This is a genomic window from Listeria valentina (genome assembly GCF_011800755.1).
Lineage (GTDB): Bacteria > Bacillota > Bacilli > Lactobacillales > Listeriaceae > Listeria > Listeria valentina.
Map to the genome: position 1 here is coordinate 12,488 of NZ_JAATJW010000029.1, position 16,204 is coordinate 28,691.

The 16,204-nt window shown below is 42.2% G+C and carries 11 protein-coding genes; 3 read left to right on the forward strand and 8 right to left on the reverse strand.

Translation table 11 applies throughout. From position 1 onward, the window contains the following. Positions 1-54: 54 nt before the first annotated feature. Positions 55-2,871: a sigma-54-dependent transcriptional regulator gene (locus HCK02_RS08205; RefSeq protein ID WP_167629638.1), complete on the reverse strand. Its 2,817-nt coding sequence runs from the start codon at positions 2,869-2,871 to the stop codon at positions 55-57. 299 nt (positions 2,872-3,170) lie between these two features. On the opposite strand from HCK02_RS08205, the gene HCK02_RS08210 reads away from it, so the two are divergent. After that, positions 3,171-7,577: a 2-hydroxyacyl-CoA dehydratase gene (locus tag HCK02_RS08210; protein ID WP_167629639.1), complete on the forward strand. Its 4,407-nt coding sequence runs from the start codon at positions 3,171-3,173 to the stop codon at positions 7,575-7,577. A 43-nt stretch (positions 7,578-7,620) separates the two neighbouring features. Here HCK02_RS08210 and HCK02_RS08215 read toward each other — a convergent pair whose 3' ends face one another. The 6 genes from HCK02_RS08215 to HCK02_RS08240 are packed head-to-tail and all read right to left on the reverse strand — an operon-like array spanning position 7,621 to position 13,701. Continuing rightward, the gene (locus HCK02_RS08215; RefSeq protein WP_167629640.1) at positions 7,621-8,955 is read right to left on the reverse strand and encodes a GntT/GntP/DsdX family permease; all 1,335 of its coding nucleotides are present in this window, start codon (positions 8,953-8,955) and stop codon (positions 7,621-7,623) included. A gap of 16 nt (positions 8,956-8,971) precedes the next feature. After that, on the reverse strand, positions 8,972-9,979 hold the full coding sequence (locus HCK02_RS08220) for a sugar kinase (protein WP_167629641.1): 1,008 nt from the start codon (positions 9,977-9,979) through the stop codon (positions 8,972-8,974). A gap of 15 nt (positions 9,980-9,994) precedes the next feature. Next, positions 9,995-10,735: a 2-dehydro-3-deoxy-phosphogluconate aldolase gene (gene dagF / locus HCK02_RS08225; protein ID WP_167629642.1), complete on the reverse strand. Its 741-nt coding sequence runs from the start codon at positions 10,733-10,735 to the stop codon at positions 9,995-9,997. Positions 10,736-10,737: 2 nt separating this feature from the next. Then, positions 10,738-11,841, reverse strand: a complete 1,104-nt coding sequence (locus tag HCK02_RS08230) for a DgaE family pyridoxal phosphate-dependent ammonia lyase (protein WP_167629643.1) — start codon at positions 11,839-11,841, stop codon at positions 10,738-10,740. Further along, positions 11,813-12,937, reverse strand: coding sequence for an amidohydrolase/deacetylase family metallohydrolase (locus HCK02_RS08235; protein ID WP_167629644.1), 1,125 nt, complete (start codon positions 12,935-12,937; stop codon positions 11,813-11,815). Before HCK02_RS08235 ends, HCK02_RS08230 begins: the two co-directional genes overlap by 29 nt. Positions 12,938-12,996: 59 nt before the next feature. Continuing rightward, positions 12,997-13,701, reverse strand: a complete 705-nt coding sequence (locus HCK02_RS08240; RefSeq protein WP_167629645.1) for a GntR family transcriptional regulator — start codon at positions 13,699-13,701, stop codon at positions 12,997-12,999. Positions 13,702-13,830: 129 nt separating this feature from the next. Here HCK02_RS08240 and HCK02_RS08245 point away from each other — a divergent pair, with 129 nt between their 5' ends. Continuing rightward, positions 13,831-14,616 (forward strand): GNAT family N-acetyltransferase, encoded by a 786-nt coding sequence (locus tag HCK02_RS08245; protein WP_167629646.1) that lies wholly within the window; start codon positions 13,831-13,833, stop codon positions 14,614-14,616. Positions 14,617-14,651: 35 nt separating this feature from the next. Here the strand turns inward: HCK02_RS08245 and ybaK are convergent, their stop codons facing one another. Next, complete coding sequence (gene ybaK / locus HCK02_RS08250) at positions 14,652-15,128, reverse strand: Cys-tRNA(Pro) deacylase (RefSeq protein WP_167629647.1); 477 nt, start codon at positions 15,126-15,128, stop codon at positions 14,652-14,654. 190 nt (positions 15,129-15,318) lie between these two features. Between ybaK and HCK02_RS08255 the strand changes: the two genes are divergently transcribed. Continuing rightward, positions 15,319-16,095, forward strand: a complete 777-nt coding sequence (locus HCK02_RS08255; protein WP_167629648.1) for an SDR family NAD(P)-dependent oxidoreductase — start codon at positions 15,319-15,321, stop codon at positions 16,093-16,095. Positions 16,096-16,204: the final 109 nt, after the last annotated feature.

Here is a 16,204-nt window from a genome sequence, read left to right on the forward strand (position 1 = left end):
TCGGAAACTTTGTCATTTTATTGCGCAAAAATAGCCCTCAAAGAGGAGGGCTATTTACACAGAATGCGCGGGCATCGTTTGGATGATGTCGTGAACGTAGTAAAGTTCATCCTCCGTTAAACATAAATTAAGTCGTTTTGAAACAGCTTCATTGGCTTTATTTAGCGCATCCAGTACAGCTGGATCGAAATTTGAACGGTCTTCGCGGTAAATGAGACCATCATTTACAACCATGCGTTCAAGCGCGCAGCCAACATGGATGAGCAAATTGATTTTGAAAGCATTGTTTAAGATAGGAGCGGTATTTTCTTCCAAGACTTTTAAGAAGGTATTCAAGATATCGATTGTCTTTTTGGGATTTAAATAGGTCAAGAATTCACCTAGGCTGTCTTCAACGACTTCCTTGGCGATTCTGCCTGTCTCGCTTTTCTTGACAAAAACGTTCCGCCCTTTAATGAGGTTCACGAGTTGTTCTTCGCCGTCGCTTGCAAACAGTTTTTCAAGTGGAATGAACGGGACGGGAACATTGGGTTTTTCAATCCCGACAGCCATCAAGACATCGTACTCTTCCATCAGGATTTTCATTTTATTTTCGCTTTCGTGGACGCCAATTGGAACTACGCGAATCGGTTCGGTTGTAATCGTTTCTAAAATATTTTCAATGAAACCTTGTAATTTTTCAGCCGTTCCTTCGCCGGTTGCACAAATCGTGGCAATCGCGTGTGGTTTTGCATCTGTATCGAGCAAGTCATTATCAGAAGAAGCGTAACCGCCGTAACCACGGAAGTCTTTCAGTGCGTCATAAATATCGCTTAGATCGGTATCTAGGATGTTGGATTTGCGCACCGCTTCAATGACAGTTGCTGTTGAAACCATGTCAATCGACCGGACATCAATCCCGGTTCGTTCGGTAATGACTTGTGCAAAGCCGGTCAGTGAGCCCATATCGACAAGAAGTAATACGCCGCAGCCCATATCTAGTTCTTTTGCTCGTTCAGTCAATTTATCGAGTGTGATTTTCGGACTTTCATCAAGTGGCATATCAATTCCTTCAACAAGCCCTTCCCCAAGTAGTTTCTTGGCTACATTTACCATGCTTGTAGCGGTATTGTTCCCATGAGCGGCTACCAACACAGCAACACGCGAGTTTTCTTGATCTTTAAGTAAGGAACTGATCAACAGCGTCAAATAGAGCACTTCCATATTCGGGACGCGGATATGAAAAACGGCTTCGATCTCGTCTTTAATTTCACGGGAAATGTGATAAGCTTCGGGTTTATCTTCAACAACGTTTTCGATGTTCGTATATTTTAGCGGTTTGTTACTTTCCACTCGTTTAATGAAGGAAGTTAAATGGAGTGAAAACGCCAGTGCAAAGCGGTCGTTGAGTTTTTTACCAAGGTGACGCTCAACGCGATCTCGTACTTCTTCTGCAAAGTTTAAAATGTCTTCGTTGACGATTTTTAATATGTTTTCACGTGTTTGAATGGTGTTTTTGAATTTGTTATAAAAGCTATTCAAATGGACGTCAATATCCATCGTGATAAATTTCTTAATATCTTCACTTTCTACGCCTTGATCCATCAAAATCGAAGCTTTATCTTCAATAATTTTGTAAAGGTTGAAATTAGGTTCGTATTCATCGCTTGTGATAAAAGTGCGACTTTGTTCAGGGAAAATAGTTGTGTAAGGTTCAAGGTGCTCGGATATTTCCTGAAGTTCCTTGCGTCGCCCACTAAAGTGGAAGAAACCATCTTTAATGTTGATTGGCAAGGTTTTGAAGTCGATGACGATTTCATCATTTCGATTAAAGCTATTTAAAAAGCCTTGGGCACAAACGAGTTGTACATTTGATTTCAGCTGACCGATATTTCCATAAGCAGTATTGCCAATTAAAGCTTTCGCGGCTTCATCTTCAATCCGAATCGGTTTATTCACGCGGTGTGCTTCATTGGATAACAAATGTGTGAGTAGTTCAACGCGTTCACGAGCGGTTCTTTCTTCAAAAGAAGGAAGCGAGATCGTGATCGGAATGCGGCGGACAAATGTTTTTAGTAGAGAAGATTCAGGATCCTCGGTAGTGGCTCCGACGATCAAGACATCCGATTTGCGTTTCCGTTCCGTTTCTCCTAATTTATTGAAGGTCCCAGTATCCATTAAATAAAAAATCATTTCTTGACCTTCAGGAGGAAGACGATGAATTTCATCGAGAAACAGAATTCCGCCATTGGCTTTTTCAACTAGACCTTCCTTTTCTGTCTCTGCTCCAGTGAAAGCACCTTTAATGTGTCCAAAAATATGGGACATGAGTAGTTGCGGATTGTTATAATAGTCAGCGCAATTAAATACAATAAAAGGAGCTTCTTCGCTTAATCGCTTCGTTTGGCATGAAAAGCGATACATTAAATTGGCAAAGAGGGTCTTCCCAACACCAGTTTGACCAAGTATTAGCGCATGTAATCCATTCGGCGGATAAAGCATGGCTGCTTTAGCCTGCTCTACTGGCGTTTTAAGACTTGCGTCAGCCCCGATTAAATCCTCAAAGGGACTTTTTTTGCTTTCTTCAGAAGAAAAAAGCATGAGTAACTCATCGGTAGAATGAAAAACGAGTTCGGAGTCTTTAAGCTTACGTCCTAGTGTATATTCAAGCGCTTCGCGGTCATAGTAAAGAACGGGGCGGCTATTGATTTTAACAAGTTCCCCCCTGCGACATAGCTCATTTAATTCCATGCTGACATTGTTACGCAAAATTTGAAGTTCATCTGAGAGGCGGGAAGCTGTGAAACCTTCTCCATTTTCCACGAGTTCAACGATATTGCTGTTAGAACCGTGTTCTTTCAGGTAATGAAAGATCTTATCAATGCGCTTCATAAATGGTTCACCTCATCAATTCTCCTTATTAAAGTAGTGTATTATTTTCGAGCAATACACTATTTTTTCTGTATCTATTTTAGCATTCATACAAGAAAAGTCAATTTTAATACGCTTTGTTTTCACTTTACAAATAAATTAATTAATGTAAAAATGAGTGTGTCTATATTTACTGGAATTTCGGGATGGTTTTGAGTGAGTAATCACTCATTATCGAGCGCTTGTTTGTGAAAAGAAACACATTATTAAGTTCACAACTACACATGGAAAGTAAAAGTGAAAGAGAAAGGATGAAAAAGATGACGATTCACGTGGGGCTAGATGTAGGATCGACAACAGCAAAAGCCGTCGCTTTAAATGAAAAAGGGGGGATATTGTTTCAAACTTACAGACGTCACTATTCAGATATAAAAAAAGTGACGCTCGAAATTATGCAAGATTTAAGAAAAAAGGTAAATGAAGAAGAAATGACGTTTCAAATCACAGGCTCATCAGGATTAGCGATTTCAAAATTTTTGGATGTGCCTTTTGTGCAAGAAGTGATTGCCTGCACAGAAGCAGTTGAACAAGCGATCCCGGAAACAGATGTTGTCATTGAGCTTGGCGGAGAAGATGCTAAAATCATTTACTTTACGGGTGGCATTGAGCAGCGAATGAACAATGCTTGCGCGGGAGGAACTGGAGCTTTTATTGATCAAATTGCTACACTTTTACAAACAGATCCAACGGGACTTAATGAACTGGCAAAATCAGCGCAAACGATTTATCCGATTGCTTCACGCTGTGGCGTATTCGCGAAAACAGATGTGCAGCCACTTCTAAATGAAGGTGCTAGAAAGGAAGATATTGCCGCTTCGATTCTTCAAAGTGTCGTTACACAAACTATTAGTGGACTTGCATGTGGAAGACCGATCCGTGGCAAAGTAGCTTTTCTTGGCGGTCCGTTAACTTTTCTAGATCAATTGCGGTTTCGCTTCACTGAAACTCTTAAAATGAAAGATGAAGATATTATTGCGCCGCAACATGCGGAATATTTTATCGCGCTTGGCACTGCTTTTTCCAGTAAAAAAGAAAAGGTGATTCGTCTTGATGCCCTTATCGAAAAATTATCCGATATGGACTTGTCTTCTGTCCAAAAAGACACTGTGACATTGCCGCCGCTATTTCATTCTGAAAAAGAATTAGCCGATTTTCGAGCTAAGCATAATCAAATGAAAGCCCCGCGAGCAAATTTAGCTGACTATGAAGGAGAAGCATATTTAGGTATTGATGCGGGTTCAACGACAACAAAACTCATTTTAATGGGCCACCAAAATGAAATCTTGTATTCCTATTATGGAAGCAACAATGGCAGTCCGCTGCAGTCTGTTATTGATGAAACGAGTAAGCTATATGAAGTTTTACCTGAGCAGGTGCGAATTGTTCAATCAGGAATTACAGGTTACGGTGAATCTTTGATTAAAGCCGCACTTAAAATAGATGTTGGCGAAATTGAAACTGTGGCACATTACCGAGCTGCTCGAGAATTTCTTCCCGATGTAGATTTTATTTTAGACATCGGCGGGCAAGATATGAAATGTATGAAAATCAAAAACGGCGCACTGGATAGCTTGATGCTAAACGAAGCTTGTTCGGCGGGTTGCGGCTCGTTTCTTGAGACTTTTGCGAAGACGCTTCATTTGCCGATTGAGGAGTTCGCCAATCGGGCGCTTTCTGCAACGGCACCGGTTGATCTAGGTTCGCGTTGCACGGTTTTCATGAATTCCAAAGTAAAACAAGTTCAAAAAGAAGGCGTGAGTCTTGAAGATCTTTCGGCAGGGCTTGCTTATTCTGTAGTCAAAAATGCGCTTCAAAAAGTCATTAAATTGCGTAGCCCTAAAGACATTGGCGAGAAAGTGATCGTACAGGGTGGGACTTTTTATAATGAAGCCGTTTTACGCGCATTTGAACTTTTAACAGGTCGCGAAGTTGTGCGACCAGACATTGCTGGAATGATGGGGGCTTATGGAGCCGCATTAATTGCTAAGGAACACTATGAAACTGGAACCGTAACAGAGATGTTGGTTCTTGAAAAATTGCGTGATTTTCGTGCGGAAACTTCGCAGTCGCGTTGTAATCTTTGTAGCAACACCTGTCAGCTGACGATTACGCGTTTTGGGGATGACCGGGCGTTTGTGAGTGGTAATCGTTGCGAACGAGGCGAACGGGTGGAAACGGTGAAAAATCTTTTACCTAATTTATATGCCTACAAGCTAAAGCGGACCTTTGACTATCAAGCGTGCAAAAAAAGCGAAGCAACGCGAGGGACGATCGGAATTCCACGAGCGCTTAACATTTATGAGAATTATCCACTTTGGTTTACTATTTTCGATGCGCTTGGGTACCGCGTGGTGCTTTCCTCGAAATCATCAAAGAACTTATATGAAAAAGGCATTGAAACAATTGCATCCGAAGCGGTTTGTTATCCGGCTAAGTTGACGCATGGGCATGTGATGGATCTTGTCCGCAAAAAAGTAGATGCCATTTTTTATCCATCTGTCGTTTACGAAAAACCAGAATTTGGCGAAGCAACAAACAATTTTAACTGTCCTGTTGTGGCTGGCTATCCGGAAGTGATTCGCGTCAATGTGGATGCGCTTGAAGAAAAAGGCATCCCGATGTACAGTCCATTTGTTGCGCTCGATAATGAAAAAGCCTTTATGGAAACAATGAAGCAAACCTTCCCTGAGATTCCTGCTGAAGAAATGGAGCAAGCCATCCGAAAAGGGCTGAGCGAAGCGGAAAAATGCCGTCGTGATATCCAAAAAGAAGGCGAAGCAGCGCTACATTATATGGCGAAAAATAATGTAAAAGGCATCGTCCTCGCTGGGCATCCGTATCACATTGATCCAGAAGTCAATCATGGCATCCCTGAACTTATCACGATGAACGGCATGGCGGTATTAACGGAAGATTCGATTTCGCATCTTGGCACGATTGAGCACAAGCTACGTGTGGAAAACCAGTGGAAATATCATGCACGACTTTACCGGGCTGCAAGTTTTGCGGCGAAACAGGAAAACTTGGAATTCGTTCAGTTGACTTCATTTGGATGTGGCTTGGATGCGATTACGACGGATATGTGCCAAGAAATTATTGAAGGCCATAATAAAGTCTATACGCTGCTTAAAATTGATGAAATTAATAACCTTGGGGCCGCTCGGATTCGAGTTCGTTCTTTGAAGGCGGCCATCGAGGAACGCGATCGTCATCATATTAAGCCAACCGAAATGCCTTTGCCTAAGGAACGACCGCTCTTTACGAAGAAAATGCGGAAAGAAGGTTATACGATTCTCGCACCTCAGCTTGCTCCGACTCATTTTGCGATGCTTGAAGCCGCTGGGCAAGCAGCAGGATTCAACCTTGAAGTTCTGCCTGCGGTGACGCCACGCGGGGTCGATGAAGGCTTGCGCTATGTGAATAATGATGCTTGCTACCCGGCGATTTTGACCATTGGCCAGATGATGGATGCGCTGAAACATGGGGATTATGATTTGGAGCGGATCTCAGTTTTGATGACGCAAACAGGTGGCGGTTGCCGGGCAACAAACTACATTGCGATGCTTAAAAAGGCGCTTAAGGAAGCGGGGATGGAACAAATTCCGGTGATTTCGCTAAATGCAAATGGGCTTGAGAAACAACCGGGCTTTAAGATGACGCCGGGGCTAGCGATGCGTTTCATGGCTGGGCTTGCGCTCGGGGATGCGCTTGATCGGATGCTGTATCGTGTTCGTCCTTATGAAACAAAGCCAGGGAGCGCCAACCGGTTGTATGCCGATTATTTGGGAAAAGGTCGCGAACTGATGAAAAATTATTCATTCCGTGGATACAAGCAGTTCACAAAAGAAATGGTACAGGCTTTCGATGAACTACCTATTACGGGCAAGAAAAAACCGCGTGTTGGGGTGGTTGGCGAAATTCTCGTGAAGTTCCATCCAGGTGCGAATAACCACATTGTGGATGTGATTGAAGCGGAAGGCGGCGAAGCCGTCGTGCCAGATTTGACGGATTTCTTGCTATATTGTTGCTACGATGACCATTTTGCGGCCAATGCGTTTGGGCGCTCTAAAGTGAAATCATTTGCTAAGCAAAGTGTGGCGATTCCGTTTATCAATCAATATCGTAAGCCAGTTGTGGATGCACTTCGGGCGAGTGCACGTTTTGATGCACCGGAAAGCATCGAAGTGATCGCAGAAAAAGCAAGCCAATTACTTTCGCTTGGAAATAAGATGGGGGAAGGCTGGTTTCTAACGGGCGAGATGTTTGAACTCTTGGATAATGATGTGCCGAATATTGCTTGCTTACAGCCGTTTGCTTGTTTACCCAATCATATTACAGGACGTGGCATGATTAAGGGGCTTAAGAAACGCTATCCACACGCCAATATCATGTCGATCGATTATGATGCGGGTTCAAGTGCAGTTAACCAGTTAAATCGAATGAAACTGATGCTTTCGATTGCGAAGAAACAAATTGAAGCGGATAAACTAGACTCGAGTTTCTTGCCAAAAGAAAAAGTAAGTACAGGGGCAAGCTTGATTCGAGATAAAGCGCGCCGTGTCAAAGATAGCGTGCCAGAAGCGGTACGAGCGGCGACTTTTGCTGCCAAAGAAGCCCACGCTGGAACATGCTGCCGCGGCGGCGATGATTGCCATTGTGGGAAATGAAAAACGTCTCGGGTTCGAAATTTTGAATCCGAGACGTTTTTTGTCAAACGAAAATATCGACAATTAGTACCATGATAAATACACTGAATGATAACAGGGTTTCTAGCACGGTCCAAGTTTTGAAGGTTTCCTTGACGGTGAGTCCCATGTATTCTTTAACAAGCCAAAAGCCTGCATCGTTAACGTGTGATAGCATGAGAGAACCAGCGCCCGTTGCGATAACTAGTAGGGCAGTATTGACGCCTGTCATTTGTTCTACGATTGGAGCGACAATTCCTGCTGCCGTTGTGAGGGCAACGGTCGCTGAACCTGTTGCAACTCGGATGAGCCCGGCAACAAGGAAACTCATTACAATCGGAGATAGATTCATTTGACCTGATAGATTTGCGATGGCTGTTGCGACACCTGTGTCAATTAGGATTTGTTTGAATGCTTCGCCTGCGCCAATGATTAAAATGATGGAAGCAAGGGGCTTCATGCTGTCGTCTGTTAAACCGCGGATGATTTCTGCATTTAAACCTAGGCGGAAACCAAGCAGTATGTAAGCCACAAACACGGAAATTAGTAAAGCAATTAGCGGGCTACCAATGAAATCAATGATGCTTGTGAGGCCGCTAGGTAGTTTGAATAGTGCTGCAATCATTGTTAGTAGCATCAAGATGATTGGTAAGAAAACAATGAAGAATGATACGCCAGCAGATGGCAATTTTTCGTTGTCTTTGATGACATCGGGACGCATGAGGTCAGGTTCATTTTTTGGTGTGATTCGTTTGCTGATGAATTTTGAGAATAAAGGACCTGCGACGATGCCTGCTGGGAGTGCGAAACAAAGTGAATAAAGCAAGACTTCGCTTACGTTGGCATTATAAATGCCGATTGCAGTCATGGCACCTGGATGTGGCGGGATGATTCCATGCGTGATGGAAAGCCCTGCAAGAACTGGAAGGCCAAGTAAGAGAATGTTCTTCTTGACTGTTTTTTGGATTGAAAGCACGATTGGTAGTAGGATGACAAGCCCAACTTCGAAGAAAACGGGGATTCCGATAATCAGTCCGGAGAAGAACATTGCCCAAGGCAAGCGCTTGGCTCCGAAGCGTTCTACGAAGAAATTAGCAATTTGCATGCCCGCCCCGGAGGTGGACATCATTTTCCCAAGGATTGTTCCAAGTGCTAAGATGCCGACTAAATGGCCAAGAACACCGCCGACGCCCGTTTCGAAGGCGGTGGTGATTTTGCCAAATGGCATACCGGCAAATACTGCTAAAAAGATGGTGGCAACTGATAAGCTAAGATAGGCGTGCCATTTCCACCAAGATACACCTAAAATGACGATGGCGATTGCGACGATGGTGATTGAAAACAGATAGATGTCGTGCATATTTTTCTCTCCTTTTTTAACGAATTAGACTTTGTTGTCTGCCTTCCATAAGTGCCTCTACTTCTTCCAAGGTAGTATGTGGCACGTCTCCCGTAATGGTGTGCGCAAGGACAGCATTACTTACTGCGAATTCCAATATTCTTTCTTCTGACCAGTCATTTGCAAGACCAAAAATGATTCCTGCCGCATAAGCATCTCCTGCTCCGATGCGATCAAGTAAGTCAACTGGCATTGTGCTGCTGACTTTAAAACTTTCACCGTCCATAAAGCCGGCTAGGGAGTGTTCGTGGTTTTCAAAGCCACGGTTAGTCCCCACATAGTTTTTAACGTTATATTTTTGCTTGAAAGTGGCAATTCCCATTTGCAATTGTTCTAAGTAGGGAAGCTCTTCGTTTACTTCGATATCAAGTAGTTCTGTGAGGTCACGAATTCCGCCAAAAACGGTGTGGGCAAGCGATAGGATTTTTTCGTATTGTTCTTTGATGAACGCTTTGCTATGTTCTGTGTTTAAACTTGGGCGGTAATTGAAATCAAAGTAAAGGGGTTTGCCAAACTCATTTGCACATGCTGCTAATTTTAAAGCGGTTTCACGAGTGCGTTCATTTAATAATAAGGAAATGCCGCAAATGTGGATGATATCATTTTCTTTGACGGCTTCCTCGATTGGATAGCTTGCTGGGTCAGCTTGGCAGAAGGCACTTGCTAAACGGTTTTGATAAGTGACAACCGTTGGGCGTACGCCGTAGCCAAGTTCAACGAAATAACTGCCCATGTGATTGCCATTAAATTGGATATGATGATCTTGGATGCCGTATTTACGAATGTTCGCTGCGGCCATTTTTCCAACGTTGTTATCTGGAAGAGTTGTGAGCAAAGTGGTTTCCATCCCAAAGTTACTGAGGTTCGTTAGTAAATTGACGCCAGTTCCTGTGATTTGATAAGTGAGCTGATTGGTTTGTGCGAGTAATTGATAATCAGGAGGAGTGAATCGTAAATTCACTTCTCCATAGGATAAAACTTTCATCTTGTCATCGCTCCTTTAGTCAGTCAATTTTTTCATGATTTGATAGAGAGTTTTAACATCTTCTGGTTTTGTGTCGCCACTTGCTTTATCAATAATTGAACTGTACACGTGCGGAATGACTTTTTTTACACCTGCATCCAGTGCGATTTTTACGATTTCTTCGAAGTTATCCAGCGTAATACCGCCAGTTGGTTCTAAGTAGAAGTCGTTTTCTGCGCAGGCTTTTGCAACTGCACGGTATTCTTCTTCATGTGCAAGACCTTTCATTGGGAAGTACTTGATCGAGCTTCCTCCCATATCTTTTAGAAGGGCAATCGCTGTTTCGATCGGAACTTCTCCTGCTGGTGCTTCACTGCTAAGCGGCCCTGTTGCGATATTCACGTAACCGACTTTTCCAGTTGGAGATACAAGGCCATTAATGATGGTTTCATCTTGATCTAAAAGTGCACGGCTAGCGCCAACTCCGGTGAAGACTTGGTTAACGTGTTGGGGCTGAAGCACAGCTGAAATACGTGTTACCATTTCGCTTTGTTTCGGATTCCCTGCGCCAAGTCCAACAGATAGGGCATTATCGGTTGCTTCGATGTATTTTTTCATATCTGTGATCGCTGCTTCATCAGAAGAATAATTGATGGAAAGGACGCCGAGTACAACATGTCCATCCGCAGCTTGATAACATTCTTTGGCATTTTCAACGGAATTCGCCAGTACGTTTAAGCAAATACGTTCGTTTAAATATTTTGGTGTTTTTTGCATGATTATTTCCCACTTTCCATAATTTCTTTTAAGCGATTTTCAATTAATTTCATTTCATCTGTGTTTACAGCGCGAACATCGAATTCGATGATGCCGTTATTGGCTTGATATTCTCTCGTGTAAATAGCAGGGCTCTCACTTTTTAGCTTGGCGATAACTTCTTTTGCTGACGGCTTGCTGACTTTGACAGAAGCACGGTAGATATCACGTCCGGCAGCATCCTGAACAATTTTTGCTTCAAGACCATCAATTTGGTTTAAAGCGTCGATAAATGGATGAAGTCTTTCTTGCATGTTCTCGCCTGTTTCACCTGGTGTATTTAAGTAACGTTCAATCGCGCCTGTGAGCCCAATGATGTTTTCTTTTCCAATTTTCATCGCGCGTCCGATGCCTTTTGACTGCATTCGCACCCAACTAATCGCCTCTTTCTTGCCGACAACGAGTCCGGACGTTGGGCCATCAATCGCTTTTGCACCACTATAAATCACAAGATCCGCGCCTTGTTTGGCGTAAGTGAATAAATCTTCTTCTGCCGCTGCATCTACAATCAGAGAAATTCCGTGTTTCTTGCTGACTTCTACCATATCTGCGACAGTTAACATGCTTTTTTGCACAGTGTGATGACTTTTGATATAAAGGAGTGCAGCTGTTTCATCTGTTAGCATCATTTCAACATGTTCTTTCGAGCACATGTTGGCATAACCAGCTTCACGTAATTTTCCACCACCCAGTTCAATCATGACTTCAACAGCAGTCCCGTAATCGACGTTATGTCCTTTTGGAATTACGATTTCTCGTTTCTTAATTTTGTCTGTGTACGGATGGTAAAGATGGTAGTCACTTCCTTGCCCAATTAAACCAGCGACAGATTGGGCAATGCCTGCAGAAGCGCTTGAAACGATGACAGCATCTTCTGTATGTAGCAAATCTGCAATGTAACGCCCCGTTTTTTCAACAAGATCAGCCATTTCGAAAAAATGTTGACCACCAAATTTTTGCAAGGCGACGATTTCATCAGGGGTTTTCGATACGCCGAGGATAGTCATTTTTCCAGATGCGTTGACGACTTGTTTTAAATCATATTTTTGATAAAGATCCGTTGTCATAAACTTTTCCTCCTACAATGGTATAAACCGGTTCGATGACCGTGTGCGTGTACTTTGTATTTCCATTAGAATCTGTTAGTTCTTTGTGTTCATCTTTCACATCGAAAATAGTGATATCTGCATCGAAACCTTCTTTTAAAGTTCCTTTAGTATGAAGTTTGAAATTATCAGCTGGATGTGTGGTCACCATTGGAATAATTTCAGTGAGGGAATAGCCGATCGAAAGTAGTTTTTCCATTGTTGTAGCTAAATCATAGACAGGACCTTTTTCGCGATTTTTATGGTAAATGTCTGTGCTGAGCGAATAAGGAATAAGGCCTTCTGCTTTAGCTAGGCGAGCTGTGCGGAAATTAAAGCTATCTGTTCCGTGCCCAATATCAAAACGAACACCGCGATCATAGGCTTCTTTTGCAACCGCTTTAATTTCATTGCTCGTTTGTTCTAAAATTCCATTTGGTTTTCCGTTAAAGCAGTGAGTTAGGACATCCCGTGCATCTAGTCGCGTTAAAATTTCTTTTAAATCAGGAGGATTCGAACCGATGTGCACCATAAGTGGCAAATCATCTAACTCGTTTTGTAATTCTTTGGCTAAAATAAGGGGTTCATAGTTATTTTCACCGACAACCGTTTTACTCATTCTCGCTTTAAGTCCCACAATAAAATTTGGTAGCTCGGCTATTTTTTGTTTAACGGCTTCTTTTTGAATGTTTTTCATGTTAGAAAGCTCGTCTTGTGCAATGATACCCGTCTTTGAAATGTTGATGAGGGCATAAACATTTGTTTTGGCTTGTTTAACGTGTTCATAAAAAGATGCAATGGTATCCGCACCAGTAGAACCAGCGTCGATAATTGTTGTCACGCCTTTTGTAATCCCAATTTCATCTGGTTGATCATAATAAATTGGCATTTCCGTATCACAGTGAACATGATCATCAATCCATCCAGCAGAAATATAATGCTTTCCAGCTAGATCTATTACTTTTTCAGCTTCGTCGCTAATTTGTGGCGCTACAGCCGAAATTTCTCCGTTTGTAATGGCAACAGAAAGTGGCTCTCCAGTGCTTGTTTTTCCATTTTTGATTAGAAGATCGATCATGTTGTCACCTCCTTCGAAAACATTATAACATTATAATGTTTGAAAACGCAATCACTTTTTTAAACTTCATATTCAATTTTATAAGGGAAAATTTGTGTGTTATAAAGTCCGATCGAAAGCTCGATCAAATGACCACTGTTATCATAAGATTTACGCATACGTTTCAAGCCATTTTCTTGTTCAGCTTGCAGTTGTTTTTTTTCATCCGCCGAAAAAGTGACCGCTTCAAATGTATCTTCAAACGAGGCAACTGTGTAGCCGTTTTCTTTTAGCAGTTGGTAAAGAGAGATGTGATCCAGGTTTAAATTAGGTTCACGAATCTTCGCGACTTCTTGAATATAATGTTGATAGTAAATATAAGGCTTGTTATCAAGATAATAAAGACGCTTAATGTGCGTGATCGGTTCATCAAAATAAATAGCTAAAGCAGGATGCGTTTCAGGTAGCAAAGTTTCAATCGCAAGAATTTCTTTTTTAATGGAAAAACCAGATTCTTCGATGATTTTTGAAAAAGATTTGGCTTTTGAAAGTTTGTTAAAAAGTTGATTGCTAATTACTTGTGTCCCTCTGCCACGTTGCTTGTCCACATATCCTTCTGCAGCGAGGAGTGCCACAGCTTGCCGAATTGTCATTTTGCTCACACCAAAAAGCTTCTCGAGTTCAGGCTCACTCGGAATATTTTCGCCGAGCGGATAACTGCCATCTAGAATTTTTTTCTTGATCTTTGTTGCGATTTCTTGATACAAAACAACATTTCTTTTCATTATTTTTCTCCTTAAACTAAGATTATTCTTTCTTATGATAAACTAAAAAGAGGGCGGTTACAATACTGAATCGTGCTTAAATCAGGCATTTATGCTATGCTGAAAAGAAAAAAAGGAGGGGGTCGCCTAGTGATCGAACTGAAAAAATTTACAGAAGTAACCCGCAAGCAGGTAATGCAAGCCTGGAACGCAAGTTTTTCCGATTATATCGTACAAATGAAGCTAACAGAAGAGGCATTTTTTGCAAGAATGGACGAGTTTTTGCTTGATCCAAATTTATCCTCCCTTGCGTTCTCAGATGAAGAACCGATCGGCTTTAATTTGCTTGCGCGCGAAGGAGGCTATTCATGGTGTGGGGGCTTAGGCGTCGCGCCTCCATTTCGTGGCAAAAAAGTTGCTGATTTATTAATGGAAGATATGCTTCAAAAAGCAGCGGGAACACAATTTAAATTAGAAGTCATAACAGACAATGAACGTGCCGTTCGTTTTTATCAAAAATATCATTTTGAAGTCATGAATGAACTTTACTTTTTAGATGGACCACTTGGAGAAGCAACTGAAATCGCTACTGAGCATCCAGAACTAGAAACGGAAGACTCACGTTTAACCCCTTGGCAAAATTTGTTGCGATTTAAAAAAGAAGAAACGTCAAGTCGGTTTAGTTTGGAAGAAGGAAAGGGAAGTTTTCACCTTCGCTATATGCTATCTGACAGAGGAATCGAAGTAAGTAAATTCGAGCTTGAACCAGGAACCACGCTTCAAGCGGCTCTTTCAGGATTAGGCTTTGCCTTGGGTGCTGAAAAAAAACTCTTTCTTAATAATTGTGTGCTTGATAGGGAACTTGCCGAAGCTTTTTTTGAAGCTGGCTTTCGGAAATGGATTTCCCAGTGGCAAATGGTTCGAGAAGTTAAATAAAAATAAAGGACTTGCGCTATCTTGGCGCAAGTCCTTTATTCGGTTCTTAAGTTAGCCCACTTGGCTCGGCAAAGCGGAAGAAGGGCATTTGGATCGAGCTCGATTTGTAAGCCTCGCTTCCCAGCAGAAATATAGATGGTCGTAAAATCGCGGGCTTTTTCATCAATAAAAGTGGGAAATAGTTTTTTCATGCCAATGGGAGAACAGCCTCCGCGAATATAGCCAGTTATTTTTTCAAGATCTTTCACGTGAATCATTTCTACTTTTTTATTTCCGCTTTGTTTAGCAAGCTTTTTTAAATCAAGTGTATCTTCTGCGGAAAGCAGAGCAACTAAATGTCCAGTTTTATCGCCGACTGCAACAAGGGTTTTGAAGATTTGCGCCGGGTTTTTCCCCGTCTCTTCTGCAACATGAGCTGCATCTAAGTGTTGCTCATCAAAATGATATTCGTGCAGTGTATAAGGAATCTTCTTTTGGTCGAGCATCCGGCAGGCGTTGGTTTTATGTGCCACAGTTTATCACCTCGGTTTCTATTATAACGCATTTTGGATAGCTGTCATAAAATGTATTTTCTGTGACAATTTTTCTGCTTTTGGAATTCTTTTGTTCTTTGTTTCACAAAATATATTGATAGGCTTAAAGTGAAAGTGCTATGCTTAAGTGTAGGATTTTTGGGCCTTAACGCATTTTGAGGAGGCAACAATGAAATTAGAAGGCAAGAAAATTATTGTAACAGGTGGAGCAAGTGGAATTGGAAAAGCGGTCACCGAGGAGTATTTAAAGCAAGGAGCAAAAGTTTACTTTGTCGATGTGAATGAAGAACGGGGAGAAACGCAACTTGAAACGCTTAGAAAGCAGGGATTTCGGGAAGCGCATTTTGAAGTGCTTGATATTTCTGATCGAGAAGCAACCTTTGAAGTATTCGCGGAAGCGACAAGACAAATGGGAGGGCTTGATGTACTGGCAAATGTAGCGGGCATCCACCGACCAGAGCCTGCTGCGACAACGCTTGAATCAGAAATTGATTTTAATCTGGCTGTGAATGTAAAAGGAACCGTTTTTACCAATCAAGCGGCTTATTCACTTATGAAAATAGAAGGTGGCGGGAGCATCATTAATTTTGGTTCCTTATCGGCACTAAACCCGCATCCTGGTTCTGCAGCTTATTCACTCAGTAAGGGTGCTGTTCACTCCTGGTCAAGAACGATCGCGCATGAATGGGGCGGCGATAACGTCCGAGTGAATTGTATCTTACCTACGATGGCAACTGAAATGTACGAAACGTGGGTAGCTGGGATGACAGAAAAAGAGCGGGAATTACACCGGCTAACAGTGACGGATAATATTCCGCTCGGGCATGCTTATGGAGATCCAGAGCGGGACCTTGCACCAGTTATGACTTTTTTTGCAAGTGATGATGCGCATTTTATTACGGGGCAACTTATTCCGGTGGATGGAGGCCTTGCGAGTACACGGTAGCAAGTAAAAAGCGGAACTTTCAAAAGTTCCGCTTCAGACTGTAGACAAAGTAGTGAAAAACTTTGTTTACAGTCTTTTTTTAGATATACTTGTGATAGAACATACATAA